The sequence below is a fragment of the Arabiibacter massiliensis genome, from assembly GCF_902386925.1.
Taxonomy (GTDB): domain Bacteria; phylum Actinomycetota; class Coriobacteriia; order Coriobacteriales; family Eggerthellaceae; genus Arabiibacter; species Arabiibacter massiliensis.
Genome location: NZ_LR698996.1, coordinates 762,941 through 785,527, shown reverse-complemented (window position 1 = coordinate 785,527; position 22,587 = coordinate 762,941). Strand labels below are relative to the sequence as shown.

Annotated in this window: 16 protein-coding genes; 11 read left to right on the top strand and 5 right to left on the bottom strand. The window is 67.8% G+C overall.

Annotation, left to right across the window (positions count from 1 at the left end; all coding sequences use genetic code 11):
- Positions 1 to 7 precede the first annotated feature (7 nt).
- The 7 genes from FX134_RS03330 (at position 8) to FX134_RS03300 (ending at position 10,924) form a co-directional block, all read left to right on the top strand.
- On the top strand, positions 8 to 1,066 hold the full coding sequence (locus FX134_RS03330; RefSeq protein WP_232050828.1) for a 4Fe-4S binding protein: 1,059 nt from the start codon (positions 8 to 10) through the stop codon (positions 1,064 to 1,066).
- 468 nt (positions 1,067 to 1,534) lie between these two features.
- Positions 1,535 to 2,101 (top strand): signal peptidase I, encoded by a 567-nt coding sequence (lepB, locus tag FX134_RS03325; protein ID WP_080797580.1) that lies wholly within the window; start codon positions 1,535 to 1,537, stop codon positions 2,099 to 2,101.
- Between the two features lie 21 nt (positions 2,102 to 2,122).
- On the top strand, positions 2,123 to 3,082 hold the full coding sequence (locus FX134_RS03320) for a glycine--tRNA ligase subunit alpha (protein ID WP_080797579.1): 960 nt from the start codon (positions 2,123 to 2,125) through the stop codon (positions 3,080 to 3,082).
- Positions 3,075 to 5,165 carry a glycine--tRNA ligase subunit beta gene (gene glyS / locus FX134_RS03315; protein WP_080797578.1) on the top strand — a complete coding sequence of 697 codons (2,091 nt, stop codon included), beginning with the start codon at positions 3,075 to 3,077 and terminating at the stop codon, positions 5,163 to 5,165. The genes FX134_RS03320 and glyS overlap by 8 nt, the downstream gene beginning before the upstream one ends.
- A 4-nt stretch (positions 5,166 to 5,169) precedes the next feature.
- A complete protein-coding gene (locus tag FX134_RS03310) occupies positions 5,170 to 6,069 on the top strand; it encodes a pyruvate, water dikinase regulatory protein (protein WP_080797576.1) in 900 nt (299 codons plus the stop codon).
- Between the two features lie 328 nt (positions 6,070 to 6,397).
- Positions 6,398 to 9,136 (top strand): pyruvate, phosphate dikinase, encoded by a 2,739-nt coding sequence (gene ppdK, locus FX134_RS03305; RefSeq protein WP_080797573.1) that lies wholly within the window; start codon positions 6,398 to 6,400, stop codon positions 9,134 to 9,136.
- Between the two features lie 276 nt (positions 9,137 to 9,412).
- On the top strand, positions 9,413 to 10,924 hold the full coding sequence (locus FX134_RS03300; RefSeq protein ID WP_172623358.1) for a sensor domain-containing diguanylate cyclase: 1,512 nt from the start codon (positions 9,413 to 9,415) through the stop codon (positions 10,922 to 10,924).
- A gap of 553 nt (positions 10,925 to 11,477) precedes the next feature.
- Here FX134_RS03300 and FX134_RS03295 read toward each other — a convergent pair.
- From FX134_RS03295 to FX134_RS03280, 4 genes are all read right to left on the bottom strand, one after another.
- The gene (locus FX134_RS03295; RefSeq protein ID WP_080797567.1) at positions 11,478 to 13,841 is read right to left on the bottom strand and encodes a cation:proton antiporter domain-containing protein; all 2,364 of its coding nucleotides are present in this window, start codon (positions 13,839 to 13,841) and stop codon (positions 11,478 to 11,480) included.
- Positions 13,842 to 13,977: 136 nt separating this feature from the next.
- Entirely contained in the window at positions 13,978 to 15,336 is a 1,359-nt protein-coding gene (locus FX134_RS03290; RefSeq protein ID WP_080797565.1) for an ATP-binding protein, read from the bottom strand.
- Positions 15,337 to 15,599: 263 nt separating this feature from the next.
- Positions 15,600 to 16,637 carry a DUF5692 family protein gene (locus FX134_RS03285; RefSeq protein WP_080797563.1) on the bottom strand — a complete coding sequence of 346 codons (1,038 nt, stop codon included), beginning with the start codon at positions 16,635 to 16,637 and terminating at the stop codon, positions 15,600 to 15,602.
- 94 nt (positions 16,638 to 16,731) lie between these two features.
- Positions 16,732 to 17,331: a TetR/AcrR family transcriptional regulator gene (locus FX134_RS03280; protein ID WP_080797561.1), complete on the bottom strand. Its 600-nt coding sequence runs from the start codon at positions 17,329 to 17,331 to the stop codon at positions 16,732 to 16,734.
- Between the two features lie 385 nt (positions 17,332 to 17,716).
- Here FX134_RS03280 and FX134_RS03275 point away from each other — a divergent pair, with 385 nt between their 5' ends.
- The 4 genes from FX134_RS03275 to FX134_RS03260 are packed head-to-tail and all read left to right on the top strand — an operon-like array spanning position 17,717 to position 21,362.
- The gene (locus FX134_RS03275; protein ID WP_080797559.1) at positions 17,717 to 18,280 is read left to right on the top strand and encodes a cytochrome c3 family protein; all 564 of its coding nucleotides are present in this window, start codon (positions 17,717 to 17,719) and stop codon (positions 18,278 to 18,280) included.
- A 25-nt stretch (positions 18,281 to 18,305) separates the two neighbouring features.
- Complete coding sequence (locus tag FX134_RS03270) at positions 18,306 to 18,812, top strand: FMN-binding protein (protein ID WP_080797557.1); 507 nt, start codon at positions 18,306 to 18,308, stop codon at positions 18,810 to 18,812.
- Entirely contained in the window at positions 18,809 to 20,662 is a 1,854-nt protein-coding gene (locus FX134_RS03265) for an FAD-binding protein (RefSeq protein WP_080797555.1), read from the top strand. Before FX134_RS03270 ends, FX134_RS03265 begins: the two co-directional genes overlap by 4 nt.
- Before the next feature lies 1 nt (position 20,663).
- Entirely contained in the window at positions 20,664 to 21,362 is a 699-nt protein-coding gene (locus tag FX134_RS03260) for a hypothetical protein (RefSeq protein ID WP_080797553.1), read from the top strand.
- A gap of 61 nt (positions 21,363 to 21,423) precedes the next feature.
- Here the strand turns inward: FX134_RS03260 and FX134_RS03255 are convergent, their stop codons facing one another.
- Positions 21,424 to 22,362, bottom strand: a complete 939-nt coding sequence (locus FX134_RS03255) for a MarR family winged helix-turn-helix transcriptional regulator (protein ID WP_080797550.1) — start codon at positions 22,360 to 22,362, stop codon at positions 21,424 to 21,426.
- Between the last annotated feature and the right edge of the window lie 225 nt (positions 22,363 to 22,587).

Here is a 22,587-nt window from a genome sequence, read left to right as displayed (position 1 = left end):
CTTCGCCATGTCTACCACCACTACCGCCCTCGATGATTCGATGGATACCGCGCCCGAGCCGAACGGGAAGGCGCCGTCCTGCGATGCGGCCTCCGGCGAGCATGCCGCGGTGGCGGGGGAGCGGCCCCTCAAGAAGCCGCTCGTGCGCCGCCTCGTGGTCGCGGGCGTGTTCCTGGCCGCGTGCGCGGGCATCGTGTTCAATCTGGGCGTGGGCACCATCTCGTCGTTCGGATGGGAGTCGCTTGCCGCCATCTGCCCGCTGGGCGGTTTGGAAACCATGCTGGCGGGCAAGCTGTTCATCCCGCGGGCGCTCGTGTTTTTGCTGCTGGTGGTGGCGGTGGGGGCGGTGCTGGGGAAGGTGTTCTGCTCGTGGGTGTGCCCGGTGCCCGGCGTGCGCTCCCTCATCGACGCCCTCGCCCACCGAAGCCCCCGCATAGCGACGGGAAAGGCGAAGGGGGAGGACGGCGCCGAGACGGCCGAGTTCAAGGTGGTGCGTCCCCTCACCCGCCGTGAGAAGCGCGCGCTCGCGAAAGCCGCAGGCGGCGACGGGGCCTGCGCCTCCTCCTGCTCCTCGTGCGCGGCGTGCGGCCCGCGGGAGCTTTGCGCGCGCCTGGACTCCCGGCACCTGGTGCTGGGCGGGTCGCTTCTGAGCGCCGCCGTGTTCGGCTTCCCGGTGTTCTGCCTGGTGTGCCCCATCGGGCTCACGTTCGCCAGCATCATCGCGCTCGTGCAGCTGTTCGGGCTGCAGACGCTGTCGTGGGGCGCGGTGCTGTTCCCGCTCATCCTGGTACTGGAACTCACCGTGTTGCGCAAATGGTGCGGCAGGTTCTGCCCCCTGGGCGCGCTCATGTCGCTTGCCAGCCTGCCGAACCGCCTGCTGCGTCCCCGGGTGGATGCGAAGAAGTGCCTGCGCGGCAAGGGCGTTGACTGCCGCATCTGCGCCGACGCGTGCCCCGAAGGGCTCGACCCGCACGTCGCCGAGGGCATGCACGAGTGCTCCAAGTGCCGCGACTGCGCCGTCAACTGCCCCGCTGGCGCCATCACCTTCCCCTTGCGCCGCCGCTAGTCTCGCCCGGCGGCCAGGGGCGCCGGGCGCGTCCCACGTGTTTTACGTGGAACATCCGTGCTGGAAACGCCGGCCGCGCCGTCCAGCGCCAGCGGCTCCTCGGCAATCCACCAAGAACAGCGGAGGGCCCGGGAGTCTTGCACGAGAATCGCGTTCGTGCGAGCTGTTTCACAAAGCTAACTTGACGTGAGGCCCGCCCCACTTTATCCGACCAGGCAAAACGCTTGAGCCTTGTCCAAAAAATACAGTTAGCCATGGCGAACACCTCGCACGAACGTCAATCTCGTGCACGGGACCGCGCCGCGCAGCCTCTTGACCCCCGGCGTACCGCATCCTTTCCCCCGATGATCGGGAAATTTCTGCAAACTTTGTCGAACGCGCCGGGCGCGCTGTCGCGACGCGCTATCATATGGGCTTGCGACTTCATCCGGGCGCATCGCGCCCGTTCGGAAAGGATAGACATACCTCATGGATTCCGGTCAGCACGCCGTTCGCCAGAGCCCGGGCATTCTCAGGACGTTCGTCGGCCTGCTCGTCATGGTCGCCTTCGTGTTCGGGCTGTCGTGGGTGCTGCGCACGTTCGTGTTCCAGGCTTACGAGATTCCCTCGGGCTCCATGGAGGAGACCATCATGACCGGCGACATGGTGTTCGCCGAGAAGGTGAGCTACTACCTGCGCGACCCGAAGCCCGGCGACATCGTGACGTTCCAGGACCCGGAGATCTCCGGACGCATCCTCATCAAGCGCTGCATCGCCGTGGGCGGGCAGACCGTCGACATCAACGACGAGGACGGCCTCGTCTACGTGGACGGCGTGCCGCAGGACGAGCCTTACACCGACGGACAGCCGTCCTACCGGCTGCAAAGCGACGTGGAGTACCCCTACACGGTGCCCGAGGGGTATCTGTGGATGATGGGCGACAACCGCACGAACTCGCAGGACTCCCGCTTCTTCGGCGCCATCCCCATCTCGTCCGTGACGGGGCGGGGGGCGCTCGTGTACTGGCCGCTCAACGATTTCAGCCTGCTCGACTGATCGATCAAGACAAGGAGAACCATGCCAACCGAAACCGCATCCGCGCACGGGGAGCGCGCTCAGGCAGCCGTCCAGCTGCCGCCGACGTTCCAGGACGTCATCATGAACCTGCAGCGCTACTGGGGCGATGCGGGCTGCGTCGTGCTGCAGCCCTACGACAACGAGGTGGGCGCCGGCACGAACGCTCCGTCCACCACGCTGCGCTCGCTGGGACCCGACACGTGGCGCACCTGCTACGTGCAGGGCAGCCGCCGTCCCACCGACGGCCGCTACGGCGAGAACCCCAACCGCACGCAGCACTACTTCCAGTTCCAGGTGCTCATGAAGCCCTCGCCCGACGACATCCAGGAGATGTACCTGGGCAGCCTGCGCGCCATCGGCATCGACGTGGACGCGCATGACGTGCGCTTCGTAGAGGACGACTGGGAGAGCCCGACGCTCGGCGCGTGGGGCCTTGGCTGGGAGGTGTGGATCGACGGCATGGAGGTGACGCAGTTCACCTACTTCCAGCAGGTGGGCGGCTTCGAGTGCAGCCCCGTGCCCGTGGAGATCGCCTACGGCCTGGAGCGCCTCACCATGTTCGTGCAGGGCGTGGACTCCATGTTCGACATCGTGTGGAGCCGCGGCGCCGACGGCGTGGAGTTCACCTACGGCGACGTGTACCTGGAAAACGAGCGCCAGTACTCGCGCTACAACTTCGAGGTGGCCGACACCGACTTCCTGTTCCAGGAGTTCAACGACCGCGAGGCCGAGTGTTTGCGCACGCTCGAGGCGGGGCTGCCGCTGCCGGCCTACGACAGCGTGCTCAAGTGCTGCCACGCGTTCAACCTGCTCGATGCGCGCGGCGTGATTTCCGCCACCGAGCGTATGGCCTACATCCTGCGCGTGCGCACCATCGCCAAGGCCGTGTGCGCGAGCTACATGGAGCACGTGGTGGGCGTCAAGCCCGCCGAGGAAGGGGAGGAGGCCGACCGTGGCTAGCCTGCACACGCTCGCGTTCGAGATAGGCACCGAGGAGATCCCGGCGTTCGACCTGCACAAAGCGACTGCCCAGCTGGAGAAGCTCGTGCCCGAGGCGCTCGATCAGGTGCGCATCCCGCACGGCGAGGTGGCCATCCACACCACGCCGCGGCGCCTCATCGCGCTCGTGGCGGACGTGGCCGAGGCTACCGAGGCGCTCGAAGAGGTGTTCCGCGGCCCGGCCGCCAAGATCGCCTTCGACGCGGAGGGCAACCCCACGAAGGCCGCAACCGGCTTCGCGCGCGGCAAGGGCGTGGACGTGGACGCGCTCGAGCGCCGCGAGGAGAACGGCGTGGAGTACGTGTTCGCCACGAAGAGCGTGGCCGCCCGCGACGTGGCCGAGCTCCTGCCCGGCGTGCTGGAGGGCGTCATCACGGGCATCTCGTGGCCGAAGTCGTGCCGCTGGGGCACCACGAGCGAGTATTTCTCGCGTCCGGTGCGCTGGCTTCTGGCGATGCTCGACGAGCGCGTGATCCCCGTGACGTTCGCGGGCCTCACCGCCGGCAACCTCACGCGCGGGCATCGCTTCCTGGCGCCCGGCCCGCACGAGGTGGCCACGGCCGCCGACCTGCTTTCCGTGGTGGAGGCCGCGCACGTGGTGACGAGCGAGGCCGCCCGCGAAGAGGCTATCCGCGCCGGCGTGGCCGAGGCCGAGCGCGCCACCGGCGCCCGCGCCGAGCTGCCCGAGAAGACGCTTCTGGAGGTGACGAACCTCTGCGAGCAGCCCACCGTGCTCGTGGGCACGTTCGACGAGGAGTTCTTGCGCGTGCCCGAGGAGATCATCGTGGACGCGATGCTCATGCACCAGCGCTACTTCCCGCTCTACGACGAGGCCGGCAAGCTGACGAACCACTTCATCGTGGTGAGCAACGGCGACCCGGCGCACGCCGACACCATCATAGACGGCAACGAGCGCGTGGTGCGCGCCCGCCTCTCCGACGCGAAGTTCTTCTACGAGGAGGACCTGAAGCGCCCGCTCGAGGCCTACGTGGAGCGCCTGGACGAGGTGGTGTTCCAGGAGACGCTCGGCACCATGCGGGCGAAGGTGGAGCGCATCGTGGCGCTGGCGAACCATCTGGCCGCCGACGCGGGGCTCTCCGCCGCCGACGCGGCGGACGTCGCGCGCGCCGCGCTTCTGGCGAAGGCCGACCTCGTGACGAACGCCGTGGTGGAGTTCACGAGCGTCCAGGGCGTCATGGGCTCGTACTACGCCGTCGCCTCGGGCGAGAACGACCAGGTGGCGCGCGCCATCGCCGACCACTACCGCCCGCGCTTCTCCGGCGACGAGCCGCCCGCGTCGGTCGTGGGCCGCATCGTGGCCGCTGCCGATAAGCTGGACACCATCTGCGGCCTGTTCGCGGTGGGGCAGGGGCCCACGGGCTCGTCGGACCCCTTCGCGCTGCGCCGCAGCGCCATCGGCATCACGGCCATGCTGGAGGCGGGGCTGCCCGTGTCGCTTTCCGCCGCCATCGACGCGTCGCTCGCCACCTACGAGGCCGCCGGCGTGGAGTTCGACCGCGATGCCGTGCGCGCCGAGGTGGCCGAGTTCTTCGTCACGCGCACGAAGGTGATGCTGCGCGACGGCGGCTGCGCGCCCGACGCGGTGGACGCGGTGCTGGCCTGCGGCGTGGAGGAGCCGGCGCAGATCATCGCCCGCACCCGCGCGCTGGAAGCCGCCCGCACCCACGCGCCGGAGACGTTCGACGATCTGGCCACGGCCTACGCCCGCGCGAACAACCTGCGCGACGCGGGCCTGGGCGAGGAGGTTGACGAGGCGCTCATGGGCGAGGCCGAGCGCACCCTGGCCGCCGCCGCCGACAAGGCGTCTTCCCAGGTGGAGGCCGCGCTCGCCGCAGACGACTACGCGGCGGCCCTCGAGGCCCTGGCCGCCCTGCGCGCGCCCATCGACGCGTTCTTCGAAGACGTGCTCATCATGGACGAGGACGCCGCCCTGCGCGGCAACCGCCTGCGCCTGCTCAACCGCTTCGTGGCCGTGTTCGCCCATGTGGCGGACTTCGGCAAGATGGCGAAGGGCGGCAAGTAGCGCCGTGACCGAGTTCATCTCCTACGGCCCGCCGAACGCCGACCCCGTCTCGCTGCCCACGTTCCATGTGATCAGCGATTCGGTGGGCCTCACCGCGCAGGCGGTGGCCCGCGCGGCCGCCGCCCAGTTCGGCGTGACGAACCCCGCCATCGAGGTCCTGCCGGGCGTGCGCACGTTCAAGGAGGTCAGGGAGTTCATCGAGGCGCACGGCGCGGTGCATCGGCAGAGCAAGGGCGACGGGCGCATGCTCGTGTTCTACACGTTCGCCGATGCCGCCCTGTCGCGCGAGCTGGCCGCCTACGCCGAGGAGTGCGAAGACCTGGTGGCCGTCGACCTCATGACGGCCCCCGTCAACGCCATCGTCCACATGACGGGCCGCAAGCCCTCGACGAAGCCGGGCGCCATCCACGTCGCCGACCAGAACTACTTCCACCGCATCGAGGCCATGGAGTTCACCATCGCCCACGACGACGGGCGCAACCCGCAGGACCTCGAGCGGGCCGACATCGTGCTTCTGGGCGTGTCGCGCTCGTCGAAGACGCCCACGTCCATCTATCTGTCGCAGCAGGGCTACAAGGTGGCGAACATCCCGCTCGACCCCAGCACCAAGCCGCCGGTGGAGCTGGAGAAGGTTGATCGCACGCGCCTGTTCGGGCTCATGACCACGGCCGAGGTGCTGCTGCCCATCCGGCAGCGCCGTCTGGGGCGCGCGGCGGCGGTGGCCACGAAGTACGCCGATCCGGAGTACGTGTATCGCGACCTCGAGCAGGCGCGCGCGCTCATGCGGAAGCTGGGCTGCATCGTCGTGCACACCGAGAACCGCGCCGTGGAGGAGACCGCCCAGGAGATCCTGCGCTACTACGAGCGCGTCCATCCCCCCAGCGCCCCCACGCCCGCAGGGTGACGAAGAGCACGCAAGCCCCCGCCCTCGCGATTCCGCCCGGCGGGCGTGGGGGCGCTGGGGGGATGGACGCGGCCCCCACGCCCGCAGGGTGACGAAGAGCACGCAAGCCCCCACCCTCGCGATTCCGCCCGGCGGGCGAGTCGCGGAGGTCTGCTCCCTGTTCTACTCGCTGCGAAGCGGGGCGCTTACGCCGAAAAAAACGCCGTTGAGGAAACCGCTCAGTGAATTTTGCGTTAGGATAGGTGCCCATCAGCCCTTGGCTGATAAGATGGTCAAGACCTGTGAACCAAGGTCCAGGCTGATAGGTACGTCGGGTTAAGGAGAAAAAGTGACTGAAGAAGTCAAGCGAGTCTACGCATTCGGCAAAGACGCCCAGGGGAACAACGTAACCGAAGGCAACACCTCCATGAAGGCGATCCTCGGCGGCAAGGGCGCGAACCTCGCCGAGATGGCCAACATCGGGCTGCCCGTGCCTCCGGGATTCACCATCACGTGCCAGACCTGCATGGAGTACGCCAACGCGGACAACACCTGGCCGGAAGGCGCGCTCGATACCATCCAGGCCTACCGCGAGGACCTCGAGGCCCGCATGGGCAAGAAGATCGGCGACGCGGCCGACCCGCTGCTCGTGTCCGTGCGCTCCGGCGCGCCCATGTCCATGCCGGGCATGATGGACACGGTGCTCAACCTCGGCCTGAACGACGAGTCCATCAACGGCCTCATCGCCCAGACCGAGAATCCGCGCTTCGCCTGGGATTCCTACCGCCGCTTCATCCAGATGTTCTCCGGCGTGGTCATGGGCCTGGACGGCGATCTGTTCGAGAACGCCATCACGGCCATGAAGAACGCCCGCAACGCCGCCTCCGACACCGACCTCTCCGCTGAGGACCTCACGCAGCTCGTGGCCGAGTTCAAGCAGATCTTCACCGAGAACGTGTCCGCCGAGGCCTACCCGACGCTCGTCGTGGACGGCCGCGTGCAGTTCCCGCAGGACCCGAACGTGCAGCTGCAGCTGGCCATCGAGGCCGTGTTCGGCAGCTGGAACAACCCGCGCGCGGTCCTCTACCGCAAGCAGAACAAGATCGCCGACGACCTGGGCACGGCCGTCAACGTGCAGTCCATGGTGTTCGGCAACAAGGGCAACACCAGCGCCACTGGCGTGGCGTTCACGCGCAACCCCGCCAACGGCGAGAAGGAGTTCTACGGCGACTACCTGGTGAACGCCCAGGGCGAGGACGTGGTGGCCGGCATCCGCAACACGAGCCCCATCGCCGACCTCAAGAACGTGGAGGGCCTGGAAGAGGCCGGCCGCGAGCTCGAGGAAGTGTTCGTCACGCTGGAGAACCACTTCCGCGACATGTGCGACATCGAGTTCACCATCGAGCAGGGCAAGCTCTGGATGCTGCAGACCCGCGTGGGCAAGCGCACCGCCGCCGCCGCGCTGCACATCGCCATCGAGATGGAGAAGGAGGGCCTCATCTCCAAGGAGGAGGCCGTCATGCGCGTCGACCCCGAGCAGCTCGACCAGCTGCTGCACCCGCAGTTCGACAAGAACGCGAAGTACGACGTGGTGGCCAAGGGCCTCAACGCCAGCCCCGGCGCCGCCGTGGGCGAGGCCGTGTTCTCGGCCGCCGACGCCGTGGCCGTCACCGAGGCCGGCCGCAAGTGCGTGCTCGTGCGCTGGGAGACGAACCCCGACGACCTGGCCGGCATGATCGCCGCCGAGGGCATCCTCACGTCGCACGGCGGCAAGACGAGCCACGCGGCCGTCATCGCCCGCGGCATGGGCGCGCCGTGCGTCTGCGGCGTGGAGGCCCTGCGCATCGACGCCGAGAAGAAGCAGGCCGCCGTGTCCGGCACCGACATCGTCATCAAGGAAGGCGACATGGTCTCCATCGACGGCACCACCGGCTCCGTGGTGCTCGGCGCGGTCGAGCTCGTGCTGCCCGAGATGACGGGCGATCTGGACACCATCCTCGAGTGGGCCGACGAGTTCCGCACGCTCGGCGTGCGCGCCAACGCCGACAACCCCGAGGACGCCGAGCTTTCGCGCAACTTCGGCGCCGAGGGCATCGGACTGTGCCGCACCGAGCACATGTTCCTGGGCGACCGCAAGCAGATCATCCAGACGTTCATCCTGAACGAGGACGAGGCCGTGCGCGAGAAGGCCGTGCAGGAGCTCCTCGCCGCGCAGACGGGCGACTTCCTTGGCATGTTCAAGGAGATGGACGGCCTGCCGGTGATCGTGCGTCTGCTCGACCCGCCGCTGCATGAGTTCCTGGAGAGCCCGCGCGCGCTGGACGTGGAGATCGCGCGATTGGAGGCCACGGGCGGCGACCGCGAGGCCATCGCGCAGAAGCGCCAGCTCATGGAGCAGATCGACGGCATGAGCGAGGCCAACCCGATGCTCGGCCTGCGCGGCTGCCGCCTGGGCATCGTGTACCCGATCCTGCCGGTCATGCAGGTGCGCGCCATCGCCACCGCCTGCGCCGAGCTCAAGAAGCAGGGCCTCGACCCCAAGCCCGAGATCATGATCCCGCTCGTGTCCGTGGTGGCCGAGCTCGAGAAGCTGCGCGCCGTGGCCGAGAAGACCATCGCCGAGGTGGCCGCCGAGCAGGGCGTGGAGCTGGACATCCCCGTGGGCACGATGATCGAGCTGCCGCGTGCGGCCGTCACCGCAGACGAGATCGCCACGCAGGCCGACTTCTTCAGCTTCGGCACGAACGACCTCACGCAGACGACGTTCGGCTTCAGCCGCGACGACGTGGAGGCCGAGTTCGTCCCGCAGTACCTGGCCGAGCGCCTGCTGCCGTTCAACCCCTTCGCCACCATCGATCCGGGCGTCGCGAAGCTCGTGAAGATGGGCGTGGAGCTGGGGCATGAGGGCAACCCGGGCATCGTGTGCGGCGTCTGCGGCGAGCACGGCGGCGACCCCGACTCGGTGAAGACGTTCCACCAGATCGGGCTCGACTACGTGAGCTGCTCGCCCTACCGCGTGCCGCTCGCGCGCCTCGCCGCCGGCCAGGCCGCGCTGGCGGAGAAGATGGGCGACCACCGCGACAAGTAAGCAGGGCCGCGCATCCGCATGGCGTTTCGACGGGGCGCTCCTTCGGGGGCGCCCTGTTCTATGGCGCGTCTTGTCATCCTTCGACTCCGCGCCTCCTCGGCCCCTCGCCGCGGTTTCCCTGCCGTTCGACGGCTCGATTGCGGCGGCGTTGCAGCTTGCCGACGGGCGCGCTTTCATGCCAGGTTGAAGTTGCGACCCCGCCTTGGCCTGGGGTGTCGCATGGTACAATGGCCGCTCCAACGACGGCGTCGGCCCGCACCCGGAGGAGGTGGCCGCTTGAACATCCTGTCTTTTCTGGCGACGGCTTCGGCCACGTACTTCGTCATGATCGCCTACCAGCGGGTGACCGACGGCCGCCAGAGCCGGCAGAACCTCATGGCCGTGCTCGTGCTGCTCAGCCTGGGCTGGTGGTGCCTGTGCGACGCGTTCTTCTACAGCGCGCCCACGGAGGAGACGGCGTGGTTCTGGCATCGGATGGGCGCGCCCGGCTGGTGCGGGTTCATCGCGCTCACGTCCTACTACTTCATCGTGATGACGGGGCGCGATAGGCGCATGGGGCGCGCGGCGAAGGCCGCCTTCTGGATCGTGCCGGCCGTGCTCGTCGTGCGGTTCATGGCCTTCGCGCCGAGCGGCATCGCCGACGGGCTGGTGGAGAGCGGCAGCGGCCTGGGCTGGACGTACGTGCAGGGCTTCGGCACCGTGTGGCCCTACCTGCTGCTCGCCTACCTCGTCGTGTACTTCGGCGCGGGGATGTGGTGTCTGGTGCGCTGGCGGCGCGAGGCGGCGAACCGCGCCGCGCGCGATCTGGCGCGCGGCTACATCGTGGTCGACCTGGCCGCCGTCGCGGTGGGGTTAGTGTCGCTGTTCGTGGTGCCCCAGTTCACCACGTACCTCCCGCCGCTCGGGTTCGTGGCCACCATGGTGTTCGGCCTGGGGTACTGGACGCGTCTGCGCGACTACGACTTCGAGTTCGTGGAGCTGGCGCTCATCCCCACCTACGTCTATGAGCACAGCATCGACGGCCTCGTGGTCACCGATGAGGAGCGGCTCGTGCTGTACGCGAACGCCGAGGCGCGCCGCATCCTGGGCGACGAGGCGCCGGAGGGAAAGCCCTTCGCGTCCTTCGTCGCGCCGGACGAGCGCCCGCAGGTTGAGCGGGGCGCGGAAGATGAGGACGTGCGGCTGTTCCGGGGCGACCTGGCCATGGCGAGCGGCATCCCCGCCATGTGCTCCGTGAACCGGGCGAAGGTGCGCAGCGGCCAGTTCGACCTTCTGCTCGTGCACCTCGCCGACGTGAGCGAGCTCAAGGAGGCGCGCGACGAGCTGGAGTACATGGCCTACCACGACCCCATGACCGGCGCGTCGAACCGCCGCCGCCTCGAGGACCTGCTCGACGAGCGGGTGCGCGCGTTCGCGGCGGGCGAAGGGGACTTCTCGCTTCTGTTCATGGATGTGGCCGGCTTCAAGCAGGTGAACGACACGTTCGGCCACGCGGTGGGCGACGCCGCGCTCATGGCGGTGGCCAATGCGCTCAAGGGGGCGTGCGCTGCGGGCGAGGAGGTCGTGCGTTACGCGGGTGACGAGTTCGTGGTGCTCGGAGGTGCGGACCACGCGGAGCTGGCCGCGCGCATGGACGCGGCCGTCGCGGCCATCGACGGCGGGGCCATCGTCTGCGGGCTGTCCATCGGCATCGACATCGGCGGCGCGCGCTACTCGGAGGCCGGCAGCGTGGACGACCTGCTGCGCCTGGCCGACGCCCGCATGTACGCGAAGAAGAACGCGAGGTAGAGAACGCCCTTTGTCATCCTGAGCGGAGCGTGAAGATGCCCCCCTGTCATCCTGAGCGGAGCGACCGAAGGGAGCGGAGTCGAAGGATCCCCTGCGGTGCCAGCATGAGCGCTTCCCGGTTGTGGCAGGAATTTGCGGCTATGGCACGCGCGGCGCGTTCGCGAAATTTGCGACCTGGGGAAACGTCGGCGGCTGGTCGCCCGCGCCGCCCGAAACCCGCCCGATCCGTGCCACAGCCGAAAAATCTCGCCACTTGGCTGAGGTGTCAGTTCCCCGCAGGGGCCACGAGCGCGGTTTCGGAGCCTCCTGCGAAAAAAATGCGCGCAATGGACGGATTGATGCCGCTGGGGTGGCATTTCGACCTGGGGTTTCCCTTGCGCGTCTCCGTGGAGGACGTCCTCAAAGCGGCGTTTCGCCCTGCGGATTCGTCCATTGCGCGCAAAAATTTCGCTGGGAGCCCCGTTTTCCCGCTTCAGCCTCGCTACGTCGACCGTGACGCTTTCAGCTGGCGCCGCACGGGATTTTTCGACTACGCTCCCTTCGGTCGCTCCGCTCAGGATGACAGGGGGGCTGCTTGCTCGATGAGGGCGGCGGCGCGGGCGGGGTCGCCGACGAGCCAGACGCGGTCGCCGGGGAACAGGCGCGTGTTGCGGCTCGGCTTCATGCGCACGAGCGCGTCGTGCTCGTGCGCTACCACCAGGCTCCTGTAGGCGCCCTTGAAGTCGATGGAGGCGATGGTCTTGCCGGCGAAGGGCGAGCCCGCCGCCTCCACGTCCACGGCGAAGCAGGCCGCGTCGAAGCGCGCCGGGCCGCGGGAGAGGTAGGTGTCGAGCATGGCGCTCTCGGCCTCGTCCTCCTCGAGCGAGCCGTCCTTGACCATGCTCTGCAGATACGCGTCCACCTCCGCCTCCGTGCCCAGAAACGCCAGCACGTCGCCCTCGCGCACGCCGAGCGGGTCGTCCGGATCGTTGATGCGCCGCGCGATCTCCTCCTTCGACAGGCGCGCGATCTCGTCGGCCCCCACGCGGCGGCCGTCGCGCACGATGGCCATGAGGTCCAGGTTGTGCGCGATGCCGAACATCACGTCGGCCGGTCGCCGCGCGCCCAGCAGCTTGAGGGTGCGCGAGGCCTCCACCTCCACCACGTACAGGTGCTTCTCCACCCAGTTCGCGTGCTCCTCGTCGCCCAGGCTGGCCCGGCGCTCGGCGAGCACGCTCTGGCTGAGGTTGCCGGCGAAGCTCGTCTCCAGCTTGAGGAACAGCGAGTGCAGCGTCCGCGACCGGCCGAGCGCGGCCGTGCAGACGGCGGCCAGAACGACCATCCATAGAAGGTTGTCCGCGCCGGCGGCGTAGGCGATGAACAGCACCGATCCGAACGAGATGGCGAGCCCCGCGGCCGAGAGCGCCGCGAGGGCGGGGCGGTTGCGGCGGCGGCGCATCCACAGCGCGCCGAATTCGTTCTTGCGGCCGGTGTAGAAGAGGTTGGCCATGAACAGTCCCGTGGCCAGGATGCCGAGGGCGGCCAGCGCGCCGGTCAGGAACGGCTCGGGGGCGAGCCCGCGCAGGAGGCGCGGCGCGATCCGCACGAGCAGCTCCACCGAGGCCGCGGCGCAGAGCACCACCATGCCCGCCTTGAGGAACCAGCGCTTCAGGTAGTCGCGCCAGAGGGTCTCGCCCTCGTCGTCGGAGCCGTCCTCGGCGGCTTTCTCGCGCCGCTCGAGGAAGGCGAGCGCGCTCGCGGGCAGAAGGCGCACGAGCACGCGGTAGGCGCGCTCGGAGTTGCGCACGAGCAGGGGCGAGGCGAGCGAGGTGATCACCGAAACCGTGACGATGACGGGGTAGAGGAAGCCCGCGGTCACGCCGAGGGATGCGCCGAGCGCCGCGATGATGAACGAGAACTCGCCGATCTGCGCGAGGCTCAGGCCCGCCTTCACCGCCGTCCTGAGCGACTGGCCCGCCAGAAGCGCGCCCGCGCAGCAGAAAAGCGAGCGCCCGACCACGGCCACGACGGCGATAAGCGCCACCGCGCCCGCGTTCTCGATGATGGCATGCGGCGTGACCAGCATGCCCACCGACACGAAGAACACGGCTCCGAACAGGTCTTTCAGCGGTTTGAACAGGGCCGCGACGCGCGGGGCCTGCACGGTGCCCGCCAGTATCGACCCGGCCAAAAACGCGCCGAGCGCCGAGGAGAACCCGATGCCCACGGCCAGCGCCGCCATCCCGAAGCACAGCGCGAGCGACGTGACGAGCAGGATCTCGTCGTTCACGGCGTCGCGGATGCGCTTGAGGGCGCTCGGCACCACGATGACGCTGAGCGCGAACCATACGATGAGGTAGAGCGCCATCCGGCCGATCTTGAGCGCGGCGGCCGCGGCGTCCGCATCGGCGCCCGCGCCGGCGGTGGAGAGCGCCGCGAGCAAGAACACCGCCGCGATATCCTCGATGACCAGCACGCCGAACACGAGCTCGGTGAAGCCCTGCCCCTTGACCCCCAGGTCGTTGAACGTCTTCACGATGATGGACGACGATGAGATGGCCAGCATCCCGCCCAGGAACAGGCTCATGGTGAACGACCAGCCCAGAAGCGTGCCCACCATCAGGCCCGTGGCCATCATGAGCGTCATCTCGAAGGCGGCGGTCACCACGGCGGGGCGGCCCACGGTGGCGAGCTTGAGCACGCTGAACTCGAGCCCCAGGCCGAACATCAGGAAGATCACGCCGATGTCGGACCACGCGGTGACGCTGGCCGTGTCCACCACGGTGGGGATCCAGTGGATGGCCGGCCCCACGAGGAAGCCCGCCAGCACGTAGCCCACCACGAGCGGCAGCCGGAAGCGGCGGCACACGATGGTGACCACCGCCGCCACGGCGAGGATGAGGGCGAGGTCGGTTATGAGCTGGGGCAGCTGCTGCATGGGATCCTTCCCGGGAGGGTTCTGCCGTCGGCGCGGGGCGCGAAACGCCCAACCATCCTATTCTAGCAGGTCGAAGCCCTTCGCGACATGCCGCATCCTGGGTTTCCAAGGGAGCTGACGCATGAACCTGCGGTGCTCAGCCCAAAGCCCACTTCCATGCCGGGATCATACGGATGGTTCCGTGCTCTGCCGCGACGGTTCCCTCCTCGCGCAAGGTGACGATGGTTCCGTTTTCGAGCCCGAGCCGAGCCATCGCCTCGTCAAGCGCGTGGATCTCGCGGTTCCGCGTCTTCTCCGACTCCATCGACGCCGTCACTTGGTAGAGCGCGTACGGCTCGGCAGCGAGCGCGTCGCCCACGAGGAAGTCCACCTTCGCGCGTTGCGGCGAGCCGAGGGTGAGCGAGGTGACCGTCTCGGTGCGCCTCCCCGCCATTCGTCTGCGCAATTCGAGGTAGACGGCGGTTTCGAGGCGCTTGCCGATGTCCTGCTGGTTCGCCCTCGACACCGCGTAGACTATGCCGGGGTCGACGGCGTAGACTTTGGGGACGGCTGTCGTGTCGGATTTGAGGGCGGTCGAGTACTCGGCGAGCTCATGGAGCATAAAAGCCTGCTTAAGCAGGTCGAAGAGTCGGTTGACCTTCTCCCAGTACACCTTGTACCCTGCATCCTGCAGCTGCTCCACCATGTTGTTGACCGAGAACTCGCAGGCGGTGTTTCGCAGCCCGAACAAGGCCAGCTGGTTCGCAAGGGCGATGTCCTCGCGCCCGAACCGCTCGGCCACGTCGCGCGCCACCACGTCGCGTACGTAGCTTTGAAGGATCTCGATGCGATCCTCCTGCTCGAGCGTCTGCACGCCGGGGAACCCCCCACATACGAGAAAGCGGTCGAACGCGGACTCAAGGGAGGTCTCGGTGCGTGGGGATACCGACTCGCTGCCGTTGCCTGGGGCGGGCACGCCGTTGAACTCGCAGAACTCCCTGAAGGACAGGGGCGCCATCTCGTGCGCATGCGAACGGCCGCGGAAGCTTGTGGCGATCTCCTCGGATGAGAGCTTCGACGACGATCCGGTGATCACCAGCGTCACATTCTCCAGCTCGGCCATGCGTTGGCAGAAGCCCTGCCAGTTCTCGGCTTCCTGCACCTCGTCGAGGAACAGGTAGGCGCCCTCGCTGCGCGCCGCGGGCACTTGGCGGAAGTATTCGGAGACCGTATCGTCCAAAACGGTTGCGGAAAGCGGCTTCAAGCGGTCGTCGGCGAAATTGAAGTAGAAAATATCTGATCGGGAAACGCCGTTTTCCATTAGGTTTTTCATCAGCTGGAACAGGTAGAAGGTTTTGCCGCAGCGGCGTACGCCCGTGATGATGTGGACGAGGTTGAAGGGCGCCGGTTCGGGGAGGCTGCGGACGATGTCGTTGCGGGCCACGAGGCGGGGCGGCATGAACTCCATGTATTCGCGCACCAGGCTCGGATAGATGCCCAAGGGGTTCGCCGCCATGATCTCTCCTTTCGCCGATGATCGACTATGATACCAACTTCTCAGCAAAATTGAGAAGTCATGCAAGAAACTTCTCAATTTCTTTGAGAAGTTGTAATCTGCGGCTTTGAGTGATAGGCAGGGGAACCCGATTGTCGACCGAAACGAACGCATGGGGCGCCTGTGGCGTGTGTTTCGGTCGACAATCGGGTTCCCCTGCCCAGAAAAGAGCCCGCCGGGGGGAGGCGGGCTCTCGAAGGGGGAGTGCGGGTTGCGCGCGGCGCCTATGCTCCCTGCGGGGCGGCGTCGTCCAGGTCGCCCTTGGGGTCGGCCGGCAGCGACGGCGCATCCTCGCGACGGGCCATGGCCTGGTCGTAGTCGCGCGTGCCCACGAACACCTCGTTCATGTACGGATTCTTCCCCAGCTTCTTCGCGCGGTACATGATGTAGGCGAACGCGGCCACGTTGGCCAGCAGCGCTATCACCGACACCACCAGGTTCACGTCCGGGTTGTTCACCGACTGCGTGCTGAACACGCTGTAGTCCTGGAACGCGGGGAACACCTGCGCGAACATGCACCAGATGGCCAGCGTGAACGCGCGGTTCTGGATCCAGCCGCCCTTGTTCCAGAGCATCGCCGCCACGGTGGGAGCCAGCAGCAGCGCCAGGCCGCAGTAGAACGCGTGCGAGGGCAGGCAGTTGTAGGTGTAGCAGAAGTTCCACAGGTCATACGCGATGATGAACACCCACGTCATGTCGGGCCAGAGCATGTCCTGCTTCTTCTTGGACACGTAGATGCCGAACCAGCCGGTCATGCACGCGATGTTGATGATGCCGGCCAGGCCGTTGAACACGTTGTGCCAGCCGCCGTAGAGCGTGACGCCCTCGCTCGACACCCAGGTGGTGCCCCAGGCGCGGAACGCGCTCTCGAAGTCGCTCACCACGGCGATGAGGATGTTGATGGCAACGATGACGAACGGGAAGCACTTGAACCACTCGGCTTTGCCGAGGCGGCCCCACTTGTACTTGAGCGCCATGAAGCCGATGCAGCCGATGGTGGCCGCGTAGAGCTTCGCGTAGTGGAACCAGCTGTTCATGTGCACGTACGTGGGGTTGTTGAGCGCCCAGTCGGCGCCGGCCGCCGCGCCCATGTAGATGGCCACGAAGTAGGCCGTGAGCGCCACCGGGATGCCGATGAAGCAGATGGTGCCGCCGATCTTCGTGCGACGGGCGATCTCGTTGACCAGGATGAGGCCGATGAACACCATGGCCCAGCCGAGCCACTGGTACAGGGCGTTCTCCCCGTAGACTTGGAACAACATGTGGAACCCTCCTTCAGTTTGGGTATGCTTCGCACAGGCCGCCTTCCGGCCTGCTGTTTCCGCTGGTGATATGGGTGGTGCGGTGCTGCGGCGCCTAGCCGCCGGGCGGGGCGGTGGTTCCGCGGTCCATGTGCAGCGTCTGGGCGATGAGGTCCTTCAGCACCTCGTCATCGGCATCCGGATGCGTGCGCAGGTAGCCCACGATGCCGAGGATGAGCACGTAGAACGTCTCGTAGACGTGCTCGATGCGTATCTCGTGCAGCTCGCCGTAGTCGCGCACGGTGGTGTCCACGATGTAGGAGGCCACGCGGTCGGCCACGCGGTTGATGAAGTCGATGTAGAGCGCCGCGTTCTCGCGCGAGGCGAGCGAACGGCGGAACGCGTCGTGCTCGAACACGCCCAGGCGCATGAGCTTCACCACGCTGGTGAGCGCGCTCTCGATGTCGCCGCGGCGGCGCTGGGCGTTCCAATAGTGCGTGGCCTCGATGAAGTCGGCCACGTAGTCGTCGAGCACCGCCGAGGTGACGGCGTCCTTGTCGGGGAAGTAGTGGTAGAAGAGCGAGCGGGTGACGCCCACGCGGTTCGTGATGTCCTGCACGGAGGTCTTCGAGAGCCCCTGCTCCTCGTACAGCTCGCGGGCGGCGGCCACGATGTCGTCGCGGCGGGCAGCGCCTTCGCGTCTGGTCTCCGTCATGTCGGCACCCCCTTGCGCCTGCGGTCGCGTTCCCTCGGCTTCGATGAGCCGAACCCCTGATGAGCGCAGCATACGCTCCTGATTGACGAAGCGTCAATAGACACTTTTGACAATCCGTCAACGGGGAGGGGTGCCTTGCGGGGACCGGCTGATGACGCAGGACGGGGGTAATGTCATCAAATCCGATAACCTTGGCTGTGATGACATTACCCCCGTCCTGCGTCATCCGCTGCGTCATCCGGTCGTTGACGGGTTGTCAGGGGGCGTCAACAGCGGCTTTCCTTCGCATTCCGAAGATGCTAGCATGCGGGCTAACAAGTTCACTAACGAAATAAAAACGAAACAAGTATGAACTAAAGGGAACGATCGAGCGAGGAGGGGACCTATGGGAGAGACGCGACCGAGCGGCAAACGCGCGGGAAGGCGGAAGTGGCCCATCGCAGTGGGCGTGGTGGCCGTGGTGCTGGTGGCCGCGGGCGCCGGGTTCTGGGTGTGGCACGAGCAGCCGAGTTTCTGCAACGCCATCTGCCACGATCCGATGGACAACTACGTGGAGGGCTACTTCAACGACGCGACGCTTCTGGCGAACGCGCACGAGCAGCAGGGCACGACGTGCCTCCAGTGCCACGAGCCCAAGATCGATGAGCAGGTGGCAGAGGGCCTGGCCTGGGCGTCGGGCGATTTCGAGACCGACGAGGCGGGAGACATCGTGCGCACGGGCGTGACGGCCGACAAGAAGATGTGCGCGAAGAGCGGCTGCCACGAGTGGGCCGACGTGGTGGCGGCCACCGAGGACTGGGGCGGCGAGGCGGGCGTGAACCCGCATGAGTCCCATCAGGGCGAGGCCATCGACTGCAGCAACTGCCACGGCGTTCACGGGTCGTCGCAGATGTACTGCAACACCTGCCACGACTACGAGCTGCCCGAGGGCTGGGCGAACCCGCGATGAGGGAAGCGAAGAGGAGGACTGATCGATGAAGAAGAGGGCAGCGGCCGTATGCGGCGCCGCCGTGCTCGCGATGGGCATGTCGGGCTGCGGCGCGGGCTTCGAGGGGTCGGGGTCGAAGGACGCCGCAAGCGCCGAGCAGCTTGCTCTGCGCGCGGACGATCCGTGGGCGCAGGAGGTGGCGGCCGACGGGCAGGCGAAAGCCGAGGGCGTGCTCGCCGACGGCGTGTACACCGGCACCGGCAAGGGCATGGAGGGTCCCATCACGGTGACGCTGATGGTGCAGGACAACCGCATCTCGTGCCTGGAAACCACGCAGGAGGGCGAGAGCCAGAGCCGCGGGGGCTACGAGGCCATCCGCGATGGCAAGTTCGCCGCCATGATCGAGGCCGCGCAAGGCGCCGACATCGATGCGGTGAGCGGCGCCACCATCACCACGGCGGGCGTGAAGCAGGCCGTGGAGGACGCGCTTGCGCAGGCCGAGGCGGCCGCTGCGGGCGGCGCGGCGGCAACCGAGGGAGGGGAGGCGAAATGAGCGGGAACGTGAAGCAGGGAGCGCGGGGGCTCACCCGGCGCGACTTTTTGGCCGGCGCGGCGGTGGCGCTCGGCGGAACGGCTGCTGCGGCGGCGGTCGCGCCGGTGGCGGCCTTCGCCGAGGAGCCCGGCATCATCGGCGACTGGGCGGCCGACGGCAGCAAGGACGTGGCCGTGCCCGAAAGCGCCGAGGGAAACGCCTCCGGCTCAGACGGCACCTACCGCGAGCACAACGGCGCTGCCTTCCCGGCGAACGACGCGAGTCCCATCCCGCCGCGTTCCGTGCCCGCGACGTGGGACTACGAATGCGAGATCTGCGTGGTGGGCGCGGGCGGCGGCGGCCTGAACGCGGCGGCGCGCGCGGCCGAGCTGGGTGCGCAGACGATCTGCGTGGAGGCCATGGGGCTGCACGGCGGCAACGCGCAGGAGGCCGGCATGTGCGCCATCCTCGGCGGCTCGAAGCTCCAGGAGTCCAAGCGCTTCGCCTTCCCCAGCTATCCCTTCGATGCGAAGAAGCTGGCCGACTGGGCCATCGACGAGTACCACTACGCGTGCGACCCGCACCTCATCCACCGCATCGCCGAGGAAGGCGGCCACTGCATCGACTGGATGGCTGACTGCGGCGTGCGCTGGCGCCTGGGCGAGGTGCCGGTGTACGTGGCGCCGAAGAACTCTACGCTCGACCACCACGTGCTGAAGATGAAGGACGCCACCGACGCCATGTTCGCGTTCGGGCAGCGCAACGGGGTGCAGTACCTGTTCCAGAGCCCGGCCGAGGCGCTCGTGCAGGACGGCGACGGCCGTATCGTGGGCGTGGTGGTGCGCGAGGACTATGCGCAGGAGAAGTACATCCACGCCACGCGCGCGGTCATCCTCACGGCGGGCGGGTTCTGCAACAACAAGGCCCTGCTGAAGCAGTACATCCCTACGGCGGCCATGGGCTGCGCGAGCAGCTACCTCACGGCGGGCGAGACGGGCGAGTGCTTCCGCATGGGGCTCGGCGTGAGCGCGGACGTGTCGGGCTTCAACAGCTCCGCGAGCTTCGACGGCGGCGTGGACTGGGAGGCCGAGGGCGGCCAGTGGGCGCGCTTCCTCTACGACGGCATGACGCAGCTGTCGCGCCAGCCGTGGTTCACCATCGACCGCTGCGGCAACCGCCTGCGCTATATGGACAGCCGCGTGGGCGAGGACGGCGCGAACGCCATCTACGCGCTGGGAGATCTGGCCACCATCCAGATGACGCCGCCGGGGCATCGCTCCTACATCATCTTCGACGCGCACTACGAGGATCATCTGGCGGGCTTCGCGCAGGAGCACTGCCGCAAGCTCATCACGCCGGACCTCGAGCAGATCGACAAGGTGCCCGAGCACTACCGCGACTGGCACCACGGCGTGGACGACGCCATCGAGGCCGACGTGCTGAAGAGGCGCGACTCGCTCGAGGAGCTGGAGCGCGACCTGGGGTTCGAGCCCGGCGTGCTCGTGGAGGCCGTGGAGAAGTGGAACGCGACGTGCGAGCGCGGCGAGGACGACTTCATGTATCCGATGCCGCCCGAGTGGCTGCACGCCATCAAGGACCCGCCGTTCTACGGCTGCCGCATCGGCGGCAACCTCTACGGCACGAAGGCGGGCCTTCTGATCAACGACGAGATGCAGGTGATCTCGACGAAGGGGCGGCCCATTCCGGGATTGTACGCCGGGTGGCACACCGCCGGCGGCGCGTGCGGCGAGAACAGCTACATCGGCGACCCCATTTTGGGCTCGCTGCTGGGCGACGTGAGCCTGGCGTTCTGCGGAGGGTATCTGTGCGGCACGTTCGCGGTCGAGAACGAGATGAAGGGAGGGGAGTAGCATGAAAGAGCAGATGAAGGCCATGGCCCGGCCGTTCGGGACGCTGTTTCTGATCGCGCTCGCGGTGGCGCTCGTGGGGCGCGTGGGGCTGGCCGTGATGGATTTGACCGGAACGCTCTCCTACGACTACATCTCGGCGGCCGACGTGCCCATACTGGACATCGTGTGCTCCATCCTCACCGGGTCGGCGCTGGTGGCGTTCATGTACGCGGCGGCGCTCGCCATGGTGGTGTCCACGGCGGGGGTCGCGCTCTACGGCTTCCTGGTTTGGCGCGGCGAGACCGGCGTCGGCAAGCCCGCGACGGCGTTTCTGTGGGGCTGGGCGACGGCGCTCGTGGCTGTTCTGTGCCTGCTGATCACGGTGAGTGGGATACTCTCCGCCGTGCAGGTGGCGTCGATGAGCTCGAAGCTGCCGAGCATGCCGGTGCTCGTGGTGGCGCTCGTCGTGTTCGCGGCGTTCCTGGGAACGCTGCTGGGCGCGGCCTCCATGACGGTGTGCGCGTGCCTCTCCCGCAAGCGCCCCGGCCGCGCGCTCGTCGTGGCGGCCCTCGCGTGCGGCCTCGTGGTCATGGTCCTCACCGTGGGCACGTTCGCGGCCATCAATACCGCGAGCATCAGCCTGCCCGCCGTGGGAGGCTGGTTCGCCGCCGACATCGCCGTGAACCTGATCATCCTCTTCGCCGCGCGCAAAATGGCATAGAAGGGGACAGTCCCCTTCTATGCCAAAACGTCCCAAATGGGGACTGTCCCCATTTGGGACATCACTCGATGGGCTGCAGGAGGCCGAGCGCGGCTTTGCGCTCGGCCTCCTTGCGCGCTTGGGCGTCGGCGATGACGATGCGCCAGGTGCGGGCGAGGGCTCGGCGCTGCTTGGCGTCGAGATTCGCCCACAGGTGCGTGCGCGCGAGCACGTCCACGGCGCGTGCGATGGCCTTCTGCCTGCGCCTGCCTTCCTCGGTGGCGGCTGCGAACACGGCCTTGCGGTCGCTCGGGCTGGCGAGGCGCAGCGCCCATCCGCGACCGACCAGGCCGTCCACGGCGCGCGCCACGGCCACGGGGCTCATCTGCAGCTGCGTGGCGACGTCTCCCACGCGCAGGGGCTCGCCCACCTCGCCGAGGCGCTGGAGCACCCGGCACTCGGCAAGCGGCGCTCCCACCGCGCGGCGCAGGGCCCCCTCCATTGCGCGCTTCACCAGCTCGAGCGACACGAGGGCGCGCGAGGCGGCGAAGCGCGAGGCGACATCGCCGGAAAGCGGTGGGTCGATGCTCGCGCCGGCCGCGATGGCCGCCTCCAGGATGGCACGGTGGTCGGCGTCCTCGGTGGGGAAGAGCGCGTAGAGGCGCTCGACGATGGAGGCGTTCGACCGGGCCACATGGGCCTCGCCGGTCTCGGTGACGCGGGCGGTGCGCGTGCGGCCGTCGGCCCCCTCGTCGCGTAGGCGCACCGCGAGCCCGGCCTCCTCGAGCGCGTTCAGGGTCTGCGTCACTACGTTGGGCTTGAGGTCGAGGAGGCGCCCTAAGTCGGATTGCGCGACGCCCTCCGCGCCTGCGGCCAGAAGCTTCACGAGCATGCGGTACTGGGTGACGTTGAGCCCGCTCGCCGCCGCGAGCCCGCTCTTGAGCGCGCGGTGCGTCAGGTCGAAGGCCACGAAGAACGTCGAGTCGAGCGCCAGGTCGCGCCCCGCATCCCCCTCGCTCATCCGACCTCCTCGCGCCTCGTATTCGTTCATTGATGAAACGATATTATACCGCGTGAGAAACCCGGTCGCCGAAACCCCACGAGAGCGCCATCAGCCTCTCAGGTTGAGCAGCGCGGGGACCCGCCATCTCTTGCTCTCAGCCTCTCTCGCTTATAAAGCAAGCTTGTCAACTTATAAAGATTGCTTTGCAATCATTCCGAATTTCCACCTCAACAGCACCGGGAT